The organism is Pseudomonas sp. MYb541, assembly GCF_037479595.1.
GTDB classification, from domain to species: Bacteria; Pseudomonadota; Gammaproteobacteria; order Pseudomonadales; family Pseudomonadaceae; genus Aquipseudomonas; species Aquipseudomonas canadensis.
In genome coordinates, this window is the sequence record NZ_JBBGYS010000017.1 from 16,079 (window position 1) to 36,268 (window position 20,190).

General features: G+C 61.5%; 23 protein-coding genes. 10 read left to right on the plus strand and 13 right to left on the minus strand.

Features of this window, described 5'->3' with window-relative positions; translation table 11 throughout:
• Positions 1-24 precede the first annotated feature (24 nt).
• Both WH299_RS12345 and WH299_RS12350 read right to left on the minus strand, forming a co-directional pair.
• Positions 25-570 (minus strand): twin-arginine translocation pathway signal protein, encoded by a 546-nt coding sequence (locus tag WH299_RS12345; protein WP_339550387.1) that lies wholly within the window; start codon positions 568-570, stop codon positions 25-27.
• Between the two features lie 28 nt (positions 571-598).
• On the minus strand, positions 599-2,026 hold the full coding sequence (locus WH299_RS12350) for a coniferyl aldehyde dehydrogenase (protein WP_122729679.1): 1,428 nt from the start codon (positions 2,024-2,026) through the stop codon (positions 599-601).
• Positions 2,027-2,170: 144 nt separating this feature from the next.
• Here WH299_RS12350 and WH299_RS12355 point away from each other — a divergent pair, with 144 nt between their 5' ends.
• Together WH299_RS12355 and WH299_RS12360 are read left to right on the plus strand one after the other, a co-directional pair.
• Entirely contained in the window at positions 2,171-2,842 is a 672-nt protein-coding gene (locus WH299_RS12355; RefSeq protein ID WP_016976019.1) for a TetR/AcrR family transcriptional regulator, read from the plus strand.
• 34 nt (positions 2,843-2,876) lie between these two features.
• Positions 2,877-3,731, plus strand: coding sequence for a sulfurtransferase (locus WH299_RS12360; RefSeq protein ID WP_339550388.1), 855 nt, complete (start codon positions 2,877-2,879; stop codon positions 3,729-3,731).
• Here the strand turns inward: WH299_RS12360 and WH299_RS12365 are convergent.
• The 4 genes from WH299_RS12365 to WH299_RS12380 are packed head-to-tail and all read right to left on the minus strand — an operon-like array spanning position 3,718 to position 8,198.
• Positions 3,718-4,710, minus strand: a complete 993-nt coding sequence (locus WH299_RS12365; RefSeq protein WP_339550390.1) for a hydrolase — start codon at positions 4,708-4,710, stop codon at positions 3,718-3,720. The two genes, WH299_RS12360 and WH299_RS12365, sit on opposite strands and share 14 nt — an antisense overlap.
• Positions 4,711-4,733: 23 nt before the next feature.
• The gene (gene rsmD, locus WH299_RS12370; protein WP_122729672.1) at positions 4,734-5,360 is read right to left on the minus strand and encodes a 16S rRNA (guanine(966)-N(2))-methyltransferase RsmD; all 627 of its coding nucleotides are present in this window, start codon (positions 5,358-5,360) and stop codon (positions 4,734-4,736) included.
• A complete protein-coding gene (locus WH299_RS12375) occupies positions 5,360-6,850 on the minus strand; it encodes a M16 family metallopeptidase (protein WP_123474926.1) in 1,491 nt (496 codons plus the stop codon). Before WH299_RS12375 ends, rsmD begins: the two co-directional genes overlap by 1 nt.
• Positions 6,843-8,198, minus strand: a complete 1,356-nt coding sequence (locus WH299_RS12380; RefSeq protein WP_068934027.1) for a M16 family metallopeptidase — start codon at positions 8,196-8,198, stop codon at positions 6,843-6,845. Before WH299_RS12380 ends, WH299_RS12375 begins: the two co-directional genes overlap by 8 nt.
• Before the next feature lie 231 nt (positions 8,199-8,429).
• Here WH299_RS12380 and ftsY point away from each other — a divergent pair, with 231 nt between their 5' ends.
• The 4 genes from ftsY (at position 8,430) to rpoH (ending at position 12,438) form a co-directional block, all read left to right on the plus strand.
• A complete protein-coding gene (gene ftsY, locus WH299_RS12385; protein ID WP_122686906.1) occupies positions 8,430-9,764 on the plus strand; it encodes a signal recognition particle-docking protein FtsY in 1,335 nt (444 codons plus the stop codon).
• Positions 9,761-10,432 (plus strand): cell division ATP-binding protein FtsE, encoded by a 672-nt coding sequence (ftsE, locus tag WH299_RS12390; RefSeq protein ID WP_003234627.1) that lies wholly within the window; start codon positions 9,761-9,763, stop codon positions 10,430-10,432. Before ftsY ends, ftsE begins: the two co-directional genes overlap by 4 nt.
• Positions 10,429-11,454, plus strand: coding sequence for a permease-like cell division protein FtsX (gene ftsX, locus WH299_RS12395; RefSeq protein ID WP_123474928.1), 1,026 nt, complete (start codon positions 10,429-10,431; stop codon positions 11,452-11,454). The genes ftsE and ftsX overlap by 4 nt, the downstream gene beginning before the upstream one ends.
• 129 nt (positions 11,455-11,583) lie before the next feature.
• The gene (gene rpoH / locus WH299_RS12400) at positions 11,584-12,438 is read left to right on the plus strand and encodes an RNA polymerase sigma factor RpoH (protein ID WP_003176698.1); all 855 of its coding nucleotides are present in this window, start codon (positions 11,584-11,586) and stop codon (positions 12,436-12,438) included.
• Positions 12,439-12,631: 193 nt separating this feature from the next.
• Here the strand turns inward: rpoH and mtgA are convergent, their stop codons facing one another.
• Positions 12,632-13,354: a monofunctional biosynthetic peptidoglycan transglycosylase gene (mtgA, locus tag WH299_RS12405; RefSeq protein ID WP_122729662.1), complete on the minus strand. Its 723-nt coding sequence runs from the start codon at positions 13,352-13,354 to the stop codon at positions 12,632-12,634.
• Between the two features lie 74 nt (positions 13,355-13,428).
• Here mtgA and WH299_RS12410 point away from each other — a divergent pair, with 74 nt between their 5' ends.
• The 4 genes from WH299_RS12410 to trmB all read left to right on the plus strand — a co-directional run bounded on the left by WH299_RS12410 (position 13,429) and on the right by trmB (position 15,660).
• The gene (locus WH299_RS12410; protein ID WP_339550391.1) at positions 13,429-13,806 is read left to right on the plus strand and encodes a DUF423 domain-containing protein; all 378 of its coding nucleotides are present in this window, start codon (positions 13,429-13,431) and stop codon (positions 13,804-13,806) included.
• A gap of 71 nt (positions 13,807-13,877) precedes the next feature.
• The gene (gene thiS, locus WH299_RS12415; RefSeq protein ID WP_185035849.1) at positions 13,878-14,078 is read left to right on the plus strand and encodes a sulfur carrier protein ThiS; all 201 of its coding nucleotides are present in this window, start codon (positions 13,878-13,880) and stop codon (positions 14,076-14,078) included.
• A gap of 52 nt (positions 14,079-14,130) precedes the next feature.
• Positions 14,131-14,925 (plus strand): thiazole synthase, encoded by a 795-nt coding sequence (locus tag WH299_RS12420; RefSeq protein WP_015886353.1) that lies wholly within the window; start codon positions 14,131-14,133, stop codon positions 14,923-14,925.
• Between the two features lie 9 nt (positions 14,926-14,934).
• Positions 14,935-15,660 (plus strand): tRNA (guanosine(46)-N7)-methyltransferase TrmB, encoded by a 726-nt coding sequence (trmB, locus tag WH299_RS12425; RefSeq protein ID WP_122729660.1) that lies wholly within the window; start codon positions 14,935-14,937, stop codon positions 15,658-15,660.
• Positions 15,661-15,804: 144 nt separating this feature from the next.
• Here trmB and WH299_RS12430 read toward each other — a convergent pair whose 3' ends face one another.
• Genes WH299_RS12430 through metX form a run of 6 tightly spaced genes read right to left on the minus strand, consistent with a single transcriptional unit; the run spans position 15,805 to position 20,163 of the window.
• Positions 15,805-16,128, minus strand: coding sequence for a DUF3392 domain-containing protein (locus WH299_RS12430; RefSeq protein ID WP_016972961.1), 324 nt, complete (start codon positions 16,126-16,128; stop codon positions 15,805-15,807).
• Between the two features lie 19 nt (positions 16,129-16,147).
• Positions 16,148-17,350 carry a radical SAM family heme chaperone HemW gene (hemW, locus tag WH299_RS12435; protein WP_339550399.1) on the minus strand — a complete coding sequence of 401 codons (1,203 nt, stop codon included), beginning with the start codon at positions 17,348-17,350 and terminating at the stop codon, positions 16,148-16,150.
• Positions 17,347-17,940, minus strand: coding sequence for an RdgB/HAM1 family non-canonical purine NTP pyrophosphatase (gene rdgB, locus WH299_RS12440; protein WP_323622874.1), 594 nt, complete (start codon positions 17,938-17,940; stop codon positions 17,347-17,349). The genes hemW and rdgB overlap by 4 nt, the downstream gene beginning before the upstream one ends.
• Positions 17,937-18,374, minus strand: a complete 438-nt coding sequence (locus WH299_RS12445) for a DUF4426 domain-containing protein (RefSeq protein WP_122729654.1) — start codon at positions 18,372-18,374, stop codon at positions 17,937-17,939. The genes rdgB and WH299_RS12445 overlap by 4 nt, the downstream gene beginning before the upstream one ends.
• Before the next feature lie 21 nt (positions 18,375-18,395).
• A complete protein-coding gene (gene metW / locus WH299_RS12450; RefSeq protein WP_010207236.1) occupies positions 18,396-19,016 on the minus strand; it encodes a methionine biosynthesis protein MetW in 621 nt (206 codons plus the stop codon).
• 7 nt (positions 19,017-19,023) lie between these two features.
• Positions 19,024-20,163, minus strand: coding sequence for a homoserine O-succinyltransferase MetX (gene metX / locus WH299_RS12455; RefSeq protein WP_123474938.1), 1,140 nt, complete (start codon positions 20,161-20,163; stop codon positions 19,024-19,026).
• Positions 20,164-20,190: the final 27 nt, after the last annotated feature.

Consider the following 20,190-nt stretch of genomic DNA (forward strand, 5'->3'; position numbering starts at 1 on the left):
AGTTTTTATTGTGGGGGAGGCGATTCAAATTTTCGGCGGCCCGGGGTAGCCGCAATGGGCCCAGGACACCGGCTGGAAATACCAGGCCATGATCACCAGCTTGAGCAGCGAGCCCTGGCCCATGCGCAGCAGGTTGAGGTAGCTGTTTTCCCAGCGGTGCAGAAAGTTGCGGATTTGCTCGCCGCTGGCGTTTTCCCAACTGCCCCAGATCCCGGTCAGCGGGCCACGGGTGATGGCCATGCCCAGCACGTCGAACAGTTGCTGGGTGAGCTTGAACATCTCCGGCGACAGGCGTTGCAGGCTGAAGTCGAGTTTCTTGAGGGTGTCTTCAACGCCGCTGGCAACTGCCTGGGCACTGGCCACACCTTCCAGCAGCACCGGGATCACGGCGCGCAGGAACGGTAGATCACTGCTACGCAACATCACGAAACCGCTGGCCGGCGTGCTGCTGGAGCAACCGCTGAGACTGGCACCCAGCCCGGCGGTAGCCAGGAAGGCGCTGGCACACAGGCCGATTTTCAGGACGCCGCGCCGCGACAGCGCGGGTGTTTCAGTCAGGCTAGGGTTCATTGTTATTGTTATCCCGTGGGTGGCGGTTTCAGCGGACGAACAGTTTCTGGATCAACTTCTGGATCGATTTGCCGTAAGGCGGATAGATCAACTTCGCCGCGTTCAGGCGCTGTTTCACCAGCACGCCTTTGGCTTTGCTGAAGGTGAGGAAGCCTTCGTGGCCGTGGTAATGGCCCATGCCCGACGGGCCGATGCCGCCGAACGGCATGTCGTCCTGGGCCACATGCAGCAAGGTGTCGTTCAGGCAGACGCCGCCGGAATGGGTTTCGTGGAGTACACGATCCTGCTCGCCCTTGTTGTAGCCGAAGTAATACAGGGCCAGTGGGCGAGGGCGTTGGTTGATGTAGGCAAAGGCTTGGTCGATGCCGCGATAGGGCACGATCGGCAGCACCGGGCCGAAGATTTCGTCCTGCATCACGGTCATGTCGTCGCTGACATTCAGCAACAGGCTATGGGCCATGCGCCGCGCCTGGCCTTGGTCGTACAGCGGAATCAGGGTGGCGCCTTTGTCGGTAGCGTCCTTGACGTAGGCGTTGAGCCGGGCCAGTTGTCGTTCGTTGATGATGGCCGTGTAGTCCGGGTTGTCGACCAGGGTCGGATAAAACCCGCGAACGGCCTGGGTGTAGGCTTCGACAAAACCTTCGACGCGATCCTCCGGCACCAGCACGTAGTCGGGTGCCACGCAGGTTTGCCCAGCGTTCAGCGCTTTTCCGAAGGCGATGCGCTCGGCGGCGTCCTTGAGCGGCACATCGGCGGACACGATGGCGGGCGACTTGCCACCCAATTCCAGGGTGACCGGCGTGAGGTGTTCGGCCGCCGCACGCATCACGTGCTTGCCAATGCTGGTGGCGCCGGTAAACAGCAGGTGATCGAAGGGCAGCTTGGAGAACGCCATGCCCACTTCGGCCTCACCCAGCACCACGCACACCAGGTCCTCGGGGAAGATCTTCGCCAGCAGCGTCTTGAGCAGCTCGCCGGTGGCGGGTGTCGATTCGCTGAGCTTGAGCATCACCCGGTTACCCGCCGCCAATGCGCCGACCAACGGGCCGATAGCCAGGTACAACGGATAGTTCCAGGGCACGATCACGCCGACCACACCCAGGGGTTGATAGATGACTTTGGCTGACGCGGGCTGGAAGGCAATGCCTACGGCGCGACGGGAAGGTTTCATCCAACCCTTGAGGTGTTTGCTGGCGTAGTGAATGCCGTGCAGGCTGGGCATCAGTTCAGCGAACAGGGTTTCGTCCGCACTGCGGTGGCTGAAGTCCTGGCTGATCGCGTTGATCAGCGCCTGACGCTCGTCGCTGAGCAGGTCACGCAGGGCCTTGAGCCATTGCTGGCGTTGTGCGGCCGGCGGCATCGGGTTGGCGGCGTAGGCTCGGCGCTGGGTGTCGAACAGGCTCTGGAGCTGGTCCAGCGCCTGGGAATCTTGCAGGTAGGCAACGTTGGCAGACATGGCGGCGTTCCCGATTGTTATAGGTCTGCCTGGATTTTTAGAGTCATTGCTCTAAATTGTCAAATATCATTACGCAGTTGCGGATTTATCCTCGCAAGATTAGGCCGTAAGATGCCCCATCACGTGTACAGAAGCTGATCCCCTATGGCACCCCGAGTAAAGACCAGCGAGCGCATTGTGCAAACCAGCCTGGAGCTTTTTAACCAGCAGGGCGAGCGCAGCGTGAGCACCAACCACATCGCCGCCCATATGGAAATTTCGCCGGGCAACCTGTACTACCACTTCCCCAACAAGCAGGCGATCATCGCCGTGCTGTTTCGCGAATATGAAGCGCTGGTGGACAGTTTCCTGCGCCCGCCCCAAGGTCGCGCCGTTACTGTCGAAGACAAGCGTTTCTACCTGCAGGCCGTGTTGGCCGGCATGTGGCGCTACCGTTTCCTGCACCGCGACCTTGAACACCTGCTGGAAAGCGACCCGGAACTGGCCACCGGCTATCGGCGCTTCTCCCAGCGTTGCCTGACCCAGGGCGGGGCTATTTACCAAGGGTTCGTCGACGCCGGCATCCTCAATATGGACCCGGTGCAAACCGAAGCCCTGACCCTCAATGCCTGGATCATCCTCACCTCCTGGGTGCGTTTCCTGTGCACCACCAATGAAAACTCTGCCCACTTGAGCGCCGAGGCGATCAAGCGCGGGGTGTATCAGGTGCTGGTGCTGGAGGCTGGGTTTGTCACGCCCCAGGCCAAAGAGGCGGTAGATGCCTTGTTCAAAGAGTTTTACGTGCCGTTGAATCAAGCATTGGAAGAAGTGAAGTAGGACCTTTCCCGAATCTGTTCACTAGGAGTCCGTCATGCCGCTTGCCCAACTGATCAGCCCCCAGCAACTGGCCGAGCGCCAGAAGGCCGGCGGGGTGGTGATCCTGGATTGCCGTTTTGCCTTGGAAGACCCGGACTACGGGCGTTGCAGCTATGCCGAAGGGCATATCGAAGGCGCGCAATACGCCGACCTGGAGCGACACCTCAGTGGCCCGGTGACCAAGGGGGTCACTGGACGTCACCCATTGCCGGCGGCGGACACCTTGGTTCAGCAATTGCGGGCCTGGGGCATCAGCGCAGATACCGATATTGTGCTGTATGACGACGGCCCCGGCGCCTATGCCGCCCGCGCCTGGTGGCTGCTGGCCTGGCTGGGCAAGCGCGATGGCGTGTTTATCCTGGATGGCTGCCTCAAGGCCTGGCACTCCGCCGGTTTCCCGCTGAGCCTGGACGCGCCGCTGGTTGAGCCTGGGAGCTTCGCCGGTACGCCGGACAACCGCCTGCTGCTGGACGCCGAACACCTGCAAAAACGCTTGGGCCAGCCGGGTCTGACCCTGATCGACGCCCGCGCTCAACCACGTTTTCGCGGCGAAGTGGAGCCGATCGACCCGATCGCCGGGCACATCCCTGGCGCGCAATGTGCGGCCTTCAACGAAAACCTGGGCGCCGATGGCCGCTTCCTTCCGCCTGAACAGCTCAAGCAGCGTTTCGCCGCCCAACTGCAAGGCCGCTCGCCGGATGAACTGGTGGCGTATTGCGGTTCCGGCGTGACGGCCTGCCACAATCTGTTCGCCCTGAGCCTGGCGGGTTATCCGTTGGGCAAGTTGTATGCGGGGTCGTGGAGCGAGTGGATTACTGATCCGGCACGGGCAATCGCTACCGGCGACTGAGCAACCAGGCGGGAATGCGGCGCTCCAGGTAATAACCGGGGCGCTTGAGGGTTCCATCGACAAAACCGACATGCCCACCCTTGGCCAGCAGCTCAAACTCCGTGCATGCCGACAATTCGCTCGCCTCAGGCAGGCTGTGGGCGAACACAAACGGGTCATCGGCAGCCTGGATGATCAGGGTGGGCGTGCGGATATCGCCCAGGTAATAACGGCTCGATGCGCGGCGGTAATAGTCCTCGGCACTCAGAAACCCGTGGAGCGGCGCAGTCACCCGGCCATCGAAATCCCAGAACGTACGCATCTTCTCCAGTGAGCCCAAGGCTTCCAGGGTTTTGAGCCCGTCTGCCCGGCCATCCTGCAGAAAACGGCTCTGCTTGACGCGGATATACGCCAGCATCTCACGCATGAAATGCCTCTGATAAGCCCGCGAGAAGCCCAGGCCGATGCGGTCCGCACATTGGTCCAGGCGAAACGGCACCGACACCGCCGCCGCGCCTTGCAGTCCCGATGCCGCGCCGGTTTCACCCAGATGCTTGAGCAGCACATTGCCGCCCAGCGAATAACCCACTGCATACAGCGGCGCCAACGGGCGCTTGGCGTGCAGATGGGCGATCGCCGCCGCCAGATCTTCGCTGGCGCCCGAGTGATAGCTGCGCGCCAACAAGTTCGGTTCACCCGAGCAGCCACGCCAGTTCAACGCAGCGCTGGCCCAGCCTTGCGCAGCCAGAGCTTTTTGCAGGCCGGCCACGTAGGGCGAGTTGGATGAACCGGTCAGCCCGTGCAGCACCAGCACCAACGGCGCTTGCGCGTCATGGGGGCCGTGCCAGTCGAGGTCGAGGAAGTCGCCGTCGTCCAGCCACAGGCGTTCGCGTTGGCGTTCGATGTGGGTGGTGGGACGCCACAACGGCCCCCACAGTGTTTGCAGGTGGGGGTTGCCGAGGCCGAAGGCGGGGGTGAACAAGTCGACGGAAGGCTTCATGAAACTCTCGGTGGCGAACGCACTTAATTGTGGTGAGCGGCGCTCTCGACCAGCCGATGCCACAACGCGTAATACACCCGCCCAGACTTCTGTTCCCGGTGCAGGCGCCAGCCTGCCGGCAGGCCCAGGGTCGAAGGCGCGGTCTCGCTCTCAGTATAGATCCACGCATCCGGCGCCAGCCATTGGCGCTCTTCCAGCAGCGTGCACACGGTCGGCAGCAGGTTCTGGTTAAACGGCGGGTCGAGGAACACCACGTCGAACTGGCTGGCCGGCTGGGTTTCCAGGTAGCGCAGGGCGTCGGCGGTCTGGACCTGGCCGGTGGTGCAACGCAGGGTGCCAAGGTGTTCCTTGAGGCTGGAAACGGCCACGTTGCTGGCGTCCAGCGCCTGGCCCAGGGCGGCGCCACGGGACAGCGCCTCCAGGAACAACGCGCCACTGCCGGCAAACGGATCCAGCACCTTGGCACCGGCGATGTAGGGCGCGAGCCAGTTGAACAGGGTTTCACGTACGCGGTCCGGCGTCGGGCGCAGGCCTACGACGTCGGGGAAACTCAGCTTGCGGCTGCGCCATTCGCCGCCAATGATGCGCAGCTGGCCCACACCGTTATGCACGTTGTGGACAGGTTTTTTCGGGCGAGATGAACTGGCCATTAATGCTCCGGAACCCCGAGCGGCTGCTCGGCGGGTTTATCAGTGGGGGGCGGTAGTGGCTTTTGCGCAATCGTCGGGCCGGCGGTCACGATGACCATCTTGTCGGCGCTCAAGTGTTTGTTCATGGCAGCCTTGACCTGCTCTACGGTCAGGGCCTGGGATTGTTTCATGAAATCTTCCAGATAGGTCAGCGGCAGGTTGTAGAAACCCATTGCACCCAGCTGCCCGACGATATCGGCGTTGCTCGCGGTGGACAGCGGGAAGCTGCCGGCCAGCTCACGCTTGGCGTCATCCAGTTCCTTTTGCGTCGGGCCGTTGTCGAGGTAGTCCTTCACCACGTCTTCCACCAGGCGCAGGGTGCCGCCGCTCATTTCGGCGCGGGTCTGCAGCTGGATCATGAATGGGCCGCGTACCTGCATCGGTGAAAAGCCGGAGTACACACCGTAGGTGAGGCCGCGTTTTTCACGCACTTCGCTCATCAGGCGGGTGCCAAAACCACCGCCGCCGAGGATCTGGTTGCCCAGGGACAGGGCTGCATAGTCCGGGTCGGCACGGTCGATGCCCAGTTGGGCGAACAACAGGTGCGTCTGCTTGGACGGGAATTCGATGCGGTTCAAGCCAGGCTTGGGTTCAGTCGGTTGGGCGATTTTCGGCAAGGCCGGGCCTTTAGGCAGCGAGGCGGAAATCTTGCCCGTCATGGCTTCGGCCTCGGCGCGGGTCAGGTCGCCCACCACTGCGATCACCGCGTTGCCGGCCGCATAGCCTTTGGCGTGGAATGCCTGCAACTGCGCCAGGGTAATCTTCGGAACGCTTTCTGGCGTGCCTTCGCTCGGGTGTGCGTAAGGGTGATCGCCGTACAAGCGCTTGAACAGCTCCAGACTCGCCAGCTTGCCGGGGTTCTGCTTCTGGTACTCGAAGCCGGCGAGGATCTGGTTCTTGATCCGCGCCAGGGAATCGGCGGGGAAGGTCGGCTTGCCGATCACCTGGTCAAACAGGCTCAGGGCGGCGTCACGTTTATCGCTGTCGCTGAGGCTGCGCAGGGACACCAGCGCCATGTCGCGGTACGCGCCATTGCCAAAATCTGCGCCCAGGCCCTCGAAGTCACGGGCGATCTGGCTTACATCCTTGCCCGGCACGCCTTCGTTGAGCATGGCGTTGGTCATCAGCGCCAGGCCCGGCACGTTGCCGTCCTGGCTGCTGCCGGCGGCGAACAGGATGCGCACGTCGAACATCGGCAGTTCATGGGCTTCGACGAACAGCACCTTGGCGCCTTCGGCAGTGTTCCAGGTTTGTACGTCGAGCTTGCGGTTGGTCGGTGCCTTGTCGTCCAGCTCTGCCAGGGATTGTAGCTTGTTGCTCGACTGGGCTTTTTCCAGTGCCGGGCTGGCGACGGAGTCACTCGGGCGCAGGAAATACACGGCGGTGGCGGCGATCAGGGTGACGACGATCAGGCCGGGGAAGATCAGGCGGCTGCTTTTGCGATCACTCATGAGCGGTCTCCAGAGGCAAGACATGGGCGACGCTGAGACGTTCGCGGGTGAAATAGGTGCGCGCGGCTTTCTGGATATCTTCCGGGGTCACGCTTTGCAGGTCGGCCAGTTCCGTGTCCATCAGTTTCCAGGACAGGCCCACGGTCTCCAGGGAGCCAATGGCTGTGGCCTGGCTGGTAATGGAGTCACGCTGGTAGACCAGGCCGGCAATCACCTGGGCGCGGATGCGTTCCAGTTCTTCGGCGGTCGGCGGCTTGGCCTTCAGCTCTTCCAGCAGGCGCCACAGGCCGGCTTCGGCTTGGGCGACGGTCTTTTTCTTCTGCTGGTTGGGGGTGGCGGTTAGCATGAATAGGGTGTCGCCACGGGTGTAGGCGTCGTAGTTGGTGGAGGCAGCGGAAACCAGCTCTTCACCGCGTTCCAACTGCTCGGAGATCCGTGCACTGTAGCCGCCGTCCAGCAAAGCCGAGATCAGGCGCAGGGCCTGTACCGAGCGTTTGTCTTCGGCGGTGGCCAGGCTTGGCACGTTGAAGCCCAGGATCACGCTCGGCAGTTGGGTCTGCACTTTCATGGTCAGCAGGCGCTCGCCGGGCTCGGCCAATTCCATCGGGATCTTGGCCGGTGGTACGTCACGCTTGGGAATCGGGCCAAAGTAGCGCTGGGCCAGGTTTTTCACTTCGTCCGGGGTGACGTCGCCGACCACCACCAACGTGGCATTGTTCGGCACGTACCAGGATTGGTACCAGTGACGCAGCTCTTCGACCTTCATGCGGTCCAGGTCGGCCATCCAGCCGATGGTCGGCGTGTGGTAGCCGCTGGCCGGGAAGGCCATGGCCTTGAAGCGCTCGTAGGCCTTGGACATCGGGTTATCGTCGGTGCGCAGGCGGCGCTCCTCTTTGATGACCTCGATTTCGCGACTGAACTCGTCGGCCGGCAGGCGCAGGCTGGCCATGCGGTCGGCTTCCAGCTCGAAGGCCACGCCCAGGCGATCACGGGCCAGTACTTGGTAGTAGGCGGTGTAGTCGTCGCTGGTGAACGCGTTCTCTTCGGCGCCCAGGTCGCGCAGGATCAGCGAGGCTTCGCCGGGGCCGACTTTGGCGCTGCCCTTGAACATCATATGTTCCAGGGCGTGGGACAAACCGGTCTGGCCCGGGGTTTCGTAGCTCGAACCGACCTTGTACCAAACCTGGGAAACCACCACAGGCGCGCGATGATCTTCGCGTACGACCACCTTCAGGCCGTTATCCAAGGTGAATTCATGGGTGGGTTGTGGGTCGGCAGCCAAGGCTGAAAGAGGCAGACAAACTGTGCTGAACAGCAGGCCTGCGGCGCGGCGGGCTAGAGCATTCATTCGTTTTTAAACCTGTTGGGCTGCCCGCTTGGTCTTAGCGTCGGCGGGCGAGGAGGTGCTAGGATACTGATCCGACTGAGTGACGGCCACTGCGGCTGTCTTGTTGAGGCCCTATTTTGGCCTTCAAAATGTTGCGCATGAACGAGCTGGCTAAAAAACAGTCTGTTACGCATCGAATTTTATTTACCGACGCGCCTACTGGCGCGTCGCTACCTTGAGATAGCCGTCTCCATGTTTGGTTCCAACGACGACAAGAAGACCCCAGCTGCGGCTGGCGAGAAAAAAGGCCTGTTCGGATGGCTGCGCAAAAAGCCGCAGGAAACCGTCGACGAACAGCCGCCGGTTCAGCCTGAACCTATCCCTGAGCCAATAGTAGAAGCCGAGCCGGTTGCCGAAACTCCGGAGCCGGTGGTGTTGACGATGGCCGAGCCGGTGTTGCAGCCGGTGGTCGAAGCTGAGCCAGAACCAGAACCAGAACACAAGGCGTGGCCGGAACTGCCGGTGGCCGAAGAGCCCGTGGCACTGGTTGAAGATGTGCAGGCTGAGCACGTGACTCCGCCCATTCCGGCTGTGGTCGAGGTCGCTGCACCTGCGGTTATCGAGCCAGAACCCGTAGTGGCTGCCGTCGAAACCAACAAGACCGGCTTCTTTGCCCGCCTCAAGCAAGGCCTGAGCAAGACCAGCGCCAGCATTGGCGAAGGCATGGCCAGCCTGTTCCTCGGCAAAAAAGTCATCGATGACGAACTGCTGGAAGACATCGAAACCCGCCTGCTCACCGCCGACGTTGGCGTCGAAGCCACCGCCGTGATCATCCAGAGCCTCACCCAGAAGGTCGCGCGCAAGCAACTGACTGATGCCGACGCGCTGTACAAATCCCTGCAGGCCGAACTGGCGGCGATGTTAAAGCCGGTTGAAGCACCGCTGGTGATCACCCCGAACAAGCCGTTCGTGATCCTGGTAGTGGGCGTCAACGGCGCCGGCAAGACCACCACCATCGGCAAGCTGGCCAAGAAGCTGCAGTCCGAAGGCAAAAAAGTCATGCTGGCCGCTGGTGACACCTTCCGCGCCGCAGCGGTTGAGCAACTGCAAGTCTGGGGCGAGCGCAACAAGATCCCGGTGATCGCCCAGCACACCGGCGCGGATTCCGCCTCGGTGATCTTCGACGCAGTGCAAGCCGCCAAGGCCCGCAACATCGACGTGTTGATCGCCGATACCGCCGGTCGCCTGCACACCAAAGACAACCTGATGGAAGAGCTGAAGAAAGTCCGTCGCGTGATCGGCAAGCTGGATGCAGACGCGCCGCACGAGGTTCTGTTGGTGCTTGACGCGGGCACGGGCCAGAACGCCATCAGCCAGGCCAAACAATTCAACCAGACGGTGCAACTGACTGGCCTGGCATTGACTAAGCTCGACGGCACGGCCAAGGGCGGCGTGATCTTCGCCCTGGCCAAACAGTTCGGGTTGCCGATTCGTTATATCGGCGTCGGTGAAGGCATCGACGACCTGCGCACCTTTGAAGCCGAACCCTTTGTACAGGCACTGTTTGCCGAGCGGGAGCGTTCATGATTCGATTCGAGCAGGTCGGTAAACGCTATGCCAACGGGCATGTGGGCTTGCATGAGCTGAGCTTTCGGGTGCGTCGCGGCGAGTTTCTGTTTGTAACCGGCCACTCCGGCGCCGGCAAAAGTACCCTGTTGCGCCTGCTGCTGGCCATGGAACGCCCGACCACCGGCAAACTGCTGCTGGCGGGCCAGGACCTGGCCACCATCAGCAATGCACAGATTCCGTTCCTGCGCCGCCAGATCGGTGTGGTGTTCCAGAACCACCAGTTGCTGTTCGACCGCACTGTATTCAATAACGTGGCGCTGCCGCTGCAGATACTCGGGTTGTCCAAGGCCGAGATCGTCAAACGCGTGGATTCGGCCCTGGAGCGCGTGGCGCTGTCGGACAAGACCGACCTCTACCCTGGCGACCTGTCCACCGGCCAGCAACAGCGCGTGGGCATCGCCCGCGCCATCGTGCACCGCCCGGCCCTGCTGCTGGCGGACGAACCCACCGGTAACCTCGACCCGCGCCTGGCGGCCGAGATCATGGGGGTGTTCGAAGACATCAACCGCTTGGGTACCAGCGTACTGATCGCCAGTCACGACCTGGCGCTGATCGCGCGTATGCGCCATCGCATGCTCACCCTGCAACGCGGCCGCTTGATCGGTGACGGGGAGGCCGGCGTATGAGTGCGACACGCAGCCCTAAAGTCTCCGAGCGCGTGGCGCCGAAACCGGCCGATCCGCAACCGCCGAAGAAAAAACACGATCACGACGATGACGGTCCGGACTTCAGCACCCTGCTGCGCGCCTGGATCGAAAGCCATCGCGCCAGCCTGGTCGACAGCCTGCGCCGGCTGGGCAAGCAGCCGATTGGCAGCTTTTTCACCTGCCTGGTGATGGCGGTGGCCCTGAGCCTGCCGATGGGTTTGTCGTTGCTGCTGAATAATGTGGAGCGCCTCGGCGGTTCCTGGCAGCGCGCGGCGCAGATCTCGTTGTACCTGAACATCGACGCCAGCGCCAAAGACGGCGAAGCGTTGCGCGACGACATCAAGAATATCCCAGGTGTGGCGGATGCCGAGTACATCAGCCGCGACCAGGCCCTTGAAGAGTTCCAGCAACAATCCGGCCTGGGCGAGGCGCTTAAAGAGCTGCCGCAGAACCCGCTGCCGGGCGTGGTACTGGTGACGCCGAATGAAGTCGACAAGCCGGCGCTGGAAGCCCTGCGACAAAAACTCGCAGAGATGCCCAAGGTGCAGCAGGCGCAACTTGATCTAGTCTGGGTAGAGCGCCTGGCGGCGATCCTCAAGCTGGGCGACCGCTTTGTGTTCGGCCTGACGGTGCTGTTGGTGTCTGCATTACTTTTGGTGATAGGTAATACCATTCGTCTTCATATTGAAAACCGTCGCACCGAGATAGAAGTGATTAAACTGGTCGGCGGCACGGACAGCTATGTGCGTCGTCCTTTTCTGTACATGGGCGCGCTTTATGGCTTTGGTGCCGGGATTTTGTCCTGGGGCGTCCTGGCTTTTGGCTTGGACTGGCTGAACGACGCGGTTATCGGGCTGGCTGGCTTGTACGGCAGTGATTTCGCGCTGGCCGGTGTGCCGGTAGCCGATGGTCTGAGTCTCTTGCTTGGCGCGGTATTGTTGGGGTATATCGGTGCTTGGATTGCGGTCGCTCGTCATTTACGCGAGTTGGCACCGAAGTAGTTAATGTCAGATTAATGTGGTTTCGTTTGTATTGACCGTATTGGTGGTTTAGGGAACTTGTCCTACGGTTCCCGGTCAATTTTCGCAGTGCTTCACTGCACGAGTTATGTGAGTCGGAGGTTTTTTCGTATGACCACTTCTTTGCAACCTGCTTATGCCTTGGTCCCGGGTGCGAACCTGGAAGCCTATGTGCACACGGTCAACAGCATTCCATTGCTGACGCCTGAGCAGGAGCGTGAACTGGCCGAGAGTCTCTACTATGAGCAGGATTTGGGGGCGGCTCGGCAGATGGTGCTCGCCCACCTGCGTTTTGTTGTACATATCGCCCGTAGCTACAGCGGCTACGGCCTGGCCCAGGCTGACCTGATCCAGGAAGGCAACGTCGGCCTGATGAAGGCTGTGAAACGCTTCAACCCGGAAATGGGTGTGCGTCTGGTGTCGTTTGCTGTGCATTGGATCAAGGCGGAAATCCACGAGTTCATCCTGCGCAACTGGCGCATCGTGAAAGTGGCGACCACCAAGGCCCAGCGCAAGTTGTTCTTCAACCTGCGCAGCCAGAAAAAACGCCTGGCGTGGCTGAACAACGAGGAAGTCCACCGCGTGGCCGAAAGCCTCGGTGTGGAACCGCGTGAAGTGCGCGAAATGGAAAGCCGCCTGACCGGCCATGACATGGCCTTCGACCCCGCTGCTGAAGCGGACGACGACAGCGCCTTCCAATCGCCGGCCAACTACCTGGAAGACCACCGGTACGACCCGGCGCGTCAACTGGAGGATGCGGACTGGAGCGACAACTCCAACCACAACCTGCACGAAGCGCTGGAAGTGCTGGACGACCGAAGCCGTGACATCCTCTACCAGCGCTGGCTGGCGGAAGAGAAAGCCACGCTGCACGACCTGGCACAGAAGTACAACGTGTCGGCCGAGCGAATTCGTCAGCTTGAGAAAAGCGCGATGAACAAGCTGAAGTTGTCGATCGCCGCCTAAAACGCTGCGAAAAGATAAAAAAATGCCCCGATCGAAAGATCGGGGCATTTTCGTTTGTGCTCAAAGAGTCTCAGGTCAACTCGGTTTAATGTGGGAGCTGGCTTGCCTGCGATGAGGCCGTGTCAGCCAAAATAACTGTTGACTGACCCACCGCTATCGCAGGCAAGCCAGCTCCCACAGGAATCGCGGGGTGTCAGTCGGACCAGGGTGCTTTGCGTGAGTTGTTCAGCTCAACCAGATACCCATCCCCACCCAACTGGCTCATCTGCTGGCGAATCCAAGCCGCTCGCCTCGCCACATACGCCGTCGGGTGACTGGCACTCCACACCCTCGGGTTAGGCAGTACAGCAGCCAAATAGCTGGCCTGCTGTCGCGATAAGCCCTTGGCACTCACCCCAAAGTGATGCCGAGCCGCTGCTTCCGCGCCAAACACCCCCTCATCCCACTCAACACTGTTGAGATACACCTCAAGAATCCGCTGCTTGGGCCACAACACCTCGATCAGCCCGGTAAACCAGGCTTCCAAGCCTTTGCGCAAATAACTACGGCCGGCCCACAGGAACAGGTTCTTCGACACTTGCTGGCTCAACGTACTGGCGCCGCGAATCGAGCCACCGCGCTCGTTGTGCAGGATCGCCGCCTGGATCGCGCCGAAGTCAAACCCCCAATGCTGCGGGAAGCGCTGGTCTTCACCCGCCATCACCGCCACTTTGAGGTCGTCGGAGATCTCATCCCACGGCACCCAGCTGCGCTGCAGGTCAATGGGTTCGCCGTCGAACCAGGATTCAACCTTGCGTTCCACCATCAGCGCGGTGAACGGCGGCGGGACGACACGAAACAGCAGCACCAGCAGCACACTGCCGATGGCAAACCATTTCACAAGGGTGAGAAAGCGTTTGAAGAGGAGACGCAGCATAGAGATGGCTTGGCCGAACCCGTTGAGCGGGCCATTATACAGACCCGGCCCTTTGAGTCTGACTGGAGTTCCTCATGTTGCGTGGCTTTCTGATGTTGGCTGCCTTTTTCGGCTTTACCGGCGTGGCCCTCGGTGCGTTCGCCGCCCATGGCCTTAAAAACCGCTTGAGCGCCGAGTACCTGGCGATCTTCCATACCGGCGTGACCTACCAACTGGTCCATACCCTGGCGCTGTTCGGCGTGGCGTTGCTGGCGGCGCATATTCCTGGCCGGTTGGTCAGCTGGGCGGGCCTCTCGTTTACCGTCGGCATCCTGCTGTTCTCCGGCAGCCTGTATGTGCTGACCCTGACCGGGATCAGCAAGCTAGGCATCATTACGCCGTTTGGCGGGCTAGCGTTCCTTTTAGGTTGGTTTTTCCTCGGTCTGGCGGCGTGGCGCTTGCAGGCCGCCTGACCAAGGGGCTTGGGCCGGCAACGTCAATCGGGCTAGAATGCGGGCCCCTAAAAACGATGGCGGCCCGTGGCATGCGCATTCAGTTGAACGGCGAATCCTTTGAACTACCCGACGGTGAAACCGTTGCGGCCCTGCTGACCCGTCTGGAATTGACCGGACGTCGTGTTGCAGTGGAACTCAATCTGGATATCGTCCCGCGTAGCCAGCACGCCGAAACCACGCTCACCGAGGGTGACCAGGTCGAAGTGGTCCACGCTATCGGCGGCGGTTAGTCGCGCAGCTTCCTGAATTCTGCAGAACCTCACCCCATTTCGAGGATTTCCCATGAGCATCGTTCGTAGCGACAAGCCCTTCGTCCTGGCCGGTCGTACCTACCAGTCCCGTCTGCTGGTCGGCACCGGCAAGTACCGCGACATGGAAGAAACCCGCCTGGCCATCGAAGCCTCGGGCGCCGAGATCGTCACCTTCGCCGTGCGCCGCACCAACCTCGGCCAGATCGAAGGCGAGCCGAACCTGCTCGAAGTGCTGTCGCCGGATCGCTACACCTTCCTGCCGAACACCGCTGGTTGCTACGACGCCATCGAGGCCGTGCGCACCTGTCGCCTGGCCCGTGAGCTGCTCGACGGCCACAACCTGGTGAAGCTGGAAGTGCTGGCCGACCAGAAAACCCTGTTTCCCAACGTGATTGAAACCCTCAAGGCCGCCGAAACCCTGGTCAAGGAAGGTTTCGACGTGATGGTCTACACCAGCGATGACCCGATCATCGCGCGCCAACTGGCGGAAATCGGCTGTATCGCCGTCATGCCGTTGGCCGGCCTGATCGGTTCCGGCCTGGGTATCTGCAATCCGTACAACCTGCAGATCATCCTGGAAGAAGCCAAGATCCCGGTGCTGGTGGATGCGGGTGTAGGCACAGCCTCAGACGCAACCATCGCCATGGAGCTGGGCTGCGACGCGGTGCTGATGAACTCCGCCATCGCCCACGCCCAGCAGCCGATCATGATGGCCGAAGCCATGAACCATGCCATCGTCGCGGGCCGCCTGGCCTACCTCGCCGGTCGCATGCCGAAAAAACTCTACGCCAGCGCCTCCTCGCCGCTGGATGGTCTGATCAAGTAAGAGCCATTGATGACTGAATCAAACGAAACGCCGAACACTGTAGAAGAAGGCGACGAGTCCAAGCACCGCCGCATCAAGAGTTTTGTGATGCGCGCCGGTCGCATGACCGAAGGCCAGCAAAAGGGCCTGGAGCAAGGTACGCCGCTGTTCGTGTTGCCCCTGGCCGACGCGCCGGTGGACTACGACCAGGTGTTCGGCCGTTCGGCCCCGCGCTCCCTGGAAATCGGCTTCGGCATGGGCCACTCCCTGCTGGAAATGGCCGCCGCCGCCCCGGACCAGGACTTCATCGGTGTGGAAGTGCACCGCCCAGGTGTCGGCGCGCTGCTCAACGGCGTACTCACCCAGGGGCTGACCAACCTGCGGGTCTACGATTGTGATGCGATTGAAGTGCTCAACCGCTGCATCGCCGACAATAGCCTTGACCGCCTGATGTTGTTCTTCCCCGATCCTTGGCACAAATCCCGTCACCACAAGCGCCGTATCGTCCAGGCCTCCTTTGCGGAACTGGTACGCAGCAAGCTTAAGGTTGGCGGCATCCTGCATATGGCCACCGACTGGGAGCCGTATGCGGAATACATGCTGGAAGTGATGAACGTCGCCCCTGGCTACCGCAACATCGCCGAAGACGGCAAATGCGTGCCACGCCCGGCTGAGCGTCCGATCACCAAGTTCGAACGCCGTGGCGAGCGGTTGGGGCATGGGGTTTGGGATTTGAAGTTCGAGAAGGTTGACTGACAAACCGTTGGTTTGGAATGCGGTCAAAAATGTGGGAGCGGGCTTGCTCGCGAATGGGGTCGATCAGTCAATATCTCCAGTGACTGACACTCCGCATTCGCGAGCAAGCCCGCTCCCACATGTGTATCTGCGTTGGCGTGGGAGTCAGCGGCGGTCTGCTACTACGCCAATCAACACCAGCACTACAACCAACACCGGCGCCAGGCTGTAGTTATTGAACTGGCTCAACCCCCGCACAATCCACGGCGTGGCGTAGATCAATGCGGCGCCGCTGCCGATCATGCACACCAACGCCATCAACGGTACGCGCAACGCGCCGGCGATGCTGCCCAAGCGCGCTTCCACCCAGCCTTTGATATCAGCGCCAAACAGCACCAGCAGGCAGCCGACGAGGGCCAGGGAGATTTCTGACAGGTTGCTTCGGCTCCAGCGGGATACGGTGGCGAGCAGGTCGAGTACCAAATCCATTCGATTTCCTTAAGAGCGGTCAGCTCAAAAACTTCTGCAACAGGTCATTGAGAAAGAGTTGCCCACGGTCGGTCGCCGCCAGGCGTGACGGTTCGACCTGCATTAAGCCACTTTGTTCTGCGTCGCGGCGGCCTTCATCCAGGCTCGCCAGTTCCAGGCCGGTACGCTCGGCGTAGAGCTTGGCCTCGACGCCATCGGTGAGGCGCAACGCGTTCATCAGAAACTCGAACGGCAGTTCTTCGTTGGTCAGTTCTTTCGCGCCGGCCTGAAAGCTTTTGGCCGGGTTGAGATAGTCCTTCGGTGCTCGGGTCTTCCAGGTGCGTACGATGCGCCCGTCGGGGTGGCTAAGCTTGCCGTGGGCTCCGGCGCCAATGCCGATAAAGTCGCCGAAGCTCCAGTAATTCAGGTTATGCCGCGCCGGGCGGCCGGGTTGGGCGTAGGCCGACACTTCATACTGCGCGTAACCGTGTTCAGCGAGCAGCGCCTGGCCGGCTTCCTGGATATCCCACAGCGTGTCGTCTTCCGGCAGCGCGGGTGGCTGGTTCCAGAATACTGTGTTTGGCTCTAGCGTAAGTTGATACCAGGATAGATGCGTCGGCTTCAGCGCGATGGCCTGGCGTAAGTCGCTCAGGGCATCGTCCAGGGACTGATCGGGCAAACCGTGCATCAAGTCCAGGTTGAAGTTATCGAACCCGGCCTGGCGCGCCATGCCAGCAGCGCGCACGGCTTCGTCGCCATTGTGGATACGGCCGAGGGCCTCAAGCTTTTCCTGCTGGAAGCTCTGGATGCCGATGGACAGGCGGTTGATCCCCAGCTTGCGATAGGCGACGAACTTCTCTTGTTCGAAGGTCCCTGGGTTGGCTTCCAGGGTGATTTCGATATCGCTGGCAAACGGGATGCGCGCTTCCACACCCTTGAGCAGGCGGCCCAATGCGGCGGCGCTGAAAAGGCTCGGCGTACCCCCGCCAAAGAAGATCGAACTCAGCTCGCGACCGTACACAGCGTGCAGGTCCTGATCGAGGTCGGCCAGCAGTGCGTCCACATACTCCTCTTCCGGCAGCACCTTGCTGGCGGTGTGGGAGTTGAAGTCGCAGTAAGGGCATTTGCGCACACACCACGGGATGTGGATATACAGCGCCAGGGGTGGCAGTACCGGCAGGGCCGCCCGAGGTGTTTGCGCGCCGCCGTGGATCAGCGGCTGCGCAGAGGTGTTCTGGGTCATTTCAGGCTCAGGCGTTGGCGCAGCAAATCCATTGCGCGAGCACGGTGGCTGATCTGGTTCTTGTCGGCCGGGCTCAGTTCGGCGCTGGAGACATTGCGCTCCGGCACCCAGAACAGCGGGTCATAGCCAAAGCCATGTTCGCCACTGGCCGCATGCAGGATGCGCCCGTGCCACAGGCCTTCACACAGGATCGGCAGCGGGTCATCGGCGTGGCGCACCAGGGCCAGCACGCAGACGAACTGCGCGCTGCGCTCGGCGTCCGGCACGTCCTTGAGCGCGTCCAGCAGCTTGGCGTTGTTGGCCGCGTCGCCCTTGCCGTCGGCATAACGCGCCGAGTAGATGCCAGGGGCGCCGCCGAGGAAATCCACCGCCAGCCCAGAGTCATCCGCCAGCGCCGGCAGGCCGGAGATACGTGCGGCATTACGCGCCTTGAGGATGGCGTTCTCGACGAACGACAGGCCGGTCTCTTCCGGCTCCACCTGGCTGAATTCGCCAATCGAGCGCAGCTGCACGGAGTCACCGAGCATCGCCTGCAGTTCTTTGAGTTTGCCGGCGTTATGGCTGGCGAGTACGAGTCGGGTCAGGTTCATTTGGTACCCGGAAAGAGTTCTTGGCTGAACTGGAAGCTATGGGCTTTGCCGCCGGTTTCAACATTGATGGTAAACGTCTTGTATTCCCGCTGGGTCACGGAGTAGGGCGCGAGATAATTGACGCCGCCTTTCTCGTTGATTTGCTTGAAGGTCAGGACCTCACTCTTGCCGCCCAGGTCCTTGATGGTGCCGGTGACTTGCGCGGCCACCGGGGTTACGCCCTTGATCACGGTCACGTTGATCAGGCCCTTCTCCTTGCTGCGTACCACGCCGACTGCCTGGGCAGTTTCCGGTTGCAGGAAGCTGGAGGTGAAAGTGTTGTAGTGCACGGTGATGTCACCGAAGTCTTTCTTGCGGTTAGCGTCTATTGCGTCTGCGGCCACGGCGCTGGCGCCCAGGCAGGCGGTCAATAGAAAAATAGCCAAACGACTCATGAGCGTCCCTCTTGAAGATGATTAGACGGCAATCTTGTGGTCGGTCAGGCCAGGACTGCTGACCCGGTAAATACCAATTTCGCCCAACAGGTTGGGCCATAGTTTACTCGCCCAGCCGTGGCGGTGCTGTTGATCGACGGCAAGGCGGTTGATCACCTTGGCTTCACGCTCGCCACACAAGGCTTCGAAGTCTTCGAAGGTGCAGAAGTGGATGTTCGGCGTGTTGTACCAGGTGTAGGGCAGGAAGTCCGACACCGGCATGCGGCCCTTGGTGGCCAGGTACCAGCGGCAGCGCCAGTGGCCGAAGTTGGGGAAGGTGATGATGCACTGGCGGCCGACGCGCAGCATTTCGTCGAGGATGCGGTCCGGGTAGTGCACCGCCTGCAGCGCCTGGGTCATCACCACGATGTCGAAGCTGTTGCTGGCAAAGTTGCCCAGGCCCTTGTCCAGGTCCTGTTCGATCACGTTGATGCCCTTGGCCACGCACTGGGCGATGTTGTCCGGGTCGTTTTCCAGGCCGTAGCCGGTGACTTGCTTGTTGTCGCGCAGCCAGCTCAGCAGTTCGCCATCGCCGCAGCCCAAGTCGAGCACGCGGCTGCCGGCGGGGATCCATTCTTGGATGATTTCCAGGTCGGCTCTCATGGCGTTCTCACACAGTAATCCGGTTCATGTAATTGCCGAACGCCTGCAAGTAACGCGGGATCGGAATCAGGAAGGCGTCGTGGCCTTGCGGCGCATCGATTTCCAGGTAGCAAACGTCTTTGCGCGCGGCCATCAGCGCATCCACCAGCTCACGGGAGCGGGCTGGCGAGAAGCGCCAGTCGGTGGTGAACGACATTACGCAGAACTTGGCCGTGGCGCCTTCGAAGGTTTTCGCCAGGTCGTCGTCGTGATTGGCGGCCGGGTCGAAATAGTCCAGGGCCTTGGTCATCAGCAGGTAGGTATTGGCGTCGAAACGCCCGGAGAACTCCTCACCCTGATAACGCAGGTAGCTTTCCACCTGGAACTCGACGCTGTGGAAGTCGTAGTTGAGCTTCTCGCTCTTGAGGCCCCGGCCGAATTTTTCGCCCATGGAGTCATCGGACAGGTAGGTAATATGCCCCACCATCCGCGCCAGCATCAGGCCACGCTTGGGGATTACCCCGGCTTCCTGGAACGAACCGCCGTGGAACTCCGGGTCGGTGAGGATCGCCTGGCGCGCTACTTCGTTGAAGGCGATGTTCTGCGCTGACAGCTTGGGGGCCGAGGCGATGGCCAGGCAATGGCGCACGCGGTCCGGGTATGTGATGGTCCATTGCAGCGCCTGCATGCCGCCCAGGCTGCCACCGATCACGGCGGCCCACTGGTGGATGCCGAGCAAGTCGGCGAGGCGGGCCTGGCTGTGCACCCAGTCTTCCACGGTCAGTACCGGGAAATCGGCGCCGAACGGCTTGCCGGTTTCCGGGTTGATACTGCTAGGGCCGGTGGAACCGTTGCAGCCGCCGAGGTTGTTCAGGCTGACCACGAAGAACTTGTTGGTGTCGATGGGCTTGCCGGGGCCGATGCAACTGTCCCACCAGCCGGGCTTGCGGTCGTCGACCGAGTGAAAGCCGGCGGCGTGATGATGGCCGGACAAGGCGTGGCAGATCAGCACGGCGTTGCTCGCTGTGGCGTTCAGTTGGCCGTAGGTTTCATAGATCAGGTCATAGGCAGGCAGCGAACGCCCGCAGGCCAGGGCCAGCGGTTCGCTGAAGTGCGCCACTTGGGGCACGACCAGTCCAACAGAATCGGGGGGGAAGGCAGCTGGCATCGACCCTGCTCTCGTTTAAATGAGGCG

What these genes read in the sequence shown, in the direction of transcription:
- WH299_RS12350 (WP_122729679.1), bottom strand. Translation starts at nt 2,026, where the DNA reads ATGTCTGCCAACGTTGCCTACCTGCAAGATTCCCAGGCGCTGGACCAG.
- metX (WP_123474938.1), bottom strand. Translation starts at nt 20,163, where the DNA reads ATGCCAGCTGCCTTCCCCCCCGATTCTGTTGGACTGGTCGTGCCCCAA.
- rsmD (WP_122729672.1), bottom strand. Translation starts at nt 5,360, where the DNA reads ATGGCCAGTTCATCTCGCCCGAAAAAACCTGTCCACAACGTGCATAAC.
- mtgA (WP_122729662.1), bottom strand. Translation starts at nt 13,354, where the DNA reads ATGCTGCGTCTCCTCTTCAAACGCTTTCTCACCCTTGTGAAATGGTTT.
- WH299_RS12445 (WP_122729654.1), bottom strand. Translation starts at nt 18,374, where the DNA reads ATGAGTCGTTTGGCTATTTTTCTATTGACCGCCTGCCTGGGCGCCAGC.
- WH299_RS12420 (WP_015886353.1), top strand. Translation starts at nt 14,131, where the DNA reads ATGAGCATCGTTCGTAGCGACAAGCCCTTCGTCCTGGCCGGTCGTACC.
- ftsE (WP_003234627.1), top strand. Translation starts at nt 9,761, where the DNA reads ATGATTCGATTCGAGCAGGTCGGTAAACGCTATGCCAACGGGCATGTG.
- WH299_RS12380 (WP_068934027.1), bottom strand. Translation starts at nt 8,198, where the DNA reads ATGAATGCTCTAGCCCGCCGCGCCGCAGGCCTGCTGTTCAGCACAGTT.
- WH299_RS12410 (WP_339550391.1), top strand. Translation starts at nt 13,429, where the DNA reads ATGTTGCGTGGCTTTCTGATGTTGGCTGCCTTTTTCGGCTTTACCGGC.
- WH299_RS12430 (WP_016972961.1), bottom strand. Translation starts at nt 16,128, where the DNA reads ATGGATTTGGTACTCGACCTGCTCGCCACCGTATCCCGCTGGAGCCGA.
- WH299_RS12355 (WP_016976019.1), top strand. Translation starts at nt 2,171, where the DNA reads ATGGCACCCCGAGTAAAGACCAGCGAGCGCATTGTGCAAACCAGCCTG.
- trmB (WP_122729660.1), top strand. Translation starts at nt 14,935, where the DNA reads ATGACTGAATCAAACGAAACGCCGAACACTGTAGAAGAAGGCGACGAG.
- rdgB (WP_323622874.1), bottom strand. Translation starts at nt 17,940, where the DNA reads ATGAACCTGACCCGACTCGTACTCGCCAGCCATAACGCCGGCAAACTC.
- hemW (WP_339550399.1), bottom strand. Translation starts at nt 17,350, where the DNA reads ATGACCCAGAACACCTCTGCGCAGCCGCTGATCCACGGCGGCGCGCAA.
- metW (WP_010207236.1), bottom strand. Translation starts at nt 19,016, where the DNA reads ATGAGAGCCGACCTGGAAATCATCCAAGAATGGATCCCCGCCGGCAGC.
- WH299_RS12375 (WP_123474926.1), bottom strand. Translation starts at nt 6,850, where the DNA reads ATGAGTGATCGCAAAAGCAGCCGCCTGATCTTCCCCGGCCTGATCGTC.
- ftsY (WP_122686906.1), top strand. Translation starts at nt 8,430, where the DNA reads ATGTTTGGTTCCAACGACGACAAGAAGACCCCAGCTGCGGCTGGCGAG.
- WH299_RS12360 (WP_339550388.1), top strand. Translation starts at nt 2,877, where the DNA reads ATGCCGCTTGCCCAACTGATCAGCCCCCAGCAACTGGCCGAGCGCCAG.
- thiS (WP_185035849.1), top strand. Translation starts at nt 13,878, where the DNA reads ATGCGCATTCAGTTGAACGGCGAATCCTTTGAACTACCCGACGGTGAA.
- WH299_RS12365 (WP_339550390.1), bottom strand. Translation starts at nt 4,710, where the DNA reads ATGAAGCCTTCCGTCGACTTGTTCACCCCCGCCTTCGGCCTCGGCAAC.
- rpoH (WP_003176698.1), top strand. Translation starts at nt 11,584, where the DNA reads ATGACCACTTCTTTGCAACCTGCTTATGCCTTGGTCCCGGGTGCGAAC.
- WH299_RS12345 (WP_339550387.1), bottom strand. Translation starts at nt 570, where the DNA reads ATGAACCCTAGCCTGACTGAAACACCCGCGCTGTCGCGGCGCGGCGTC.
- ftsX (WP_123474928.1), top strand. Translation starts at nt 10,429, where the DNA reads ATGAGTGCGACACGCAGCCCTAAAGTCTCCGAGCGCGTGGCGCCGAAA.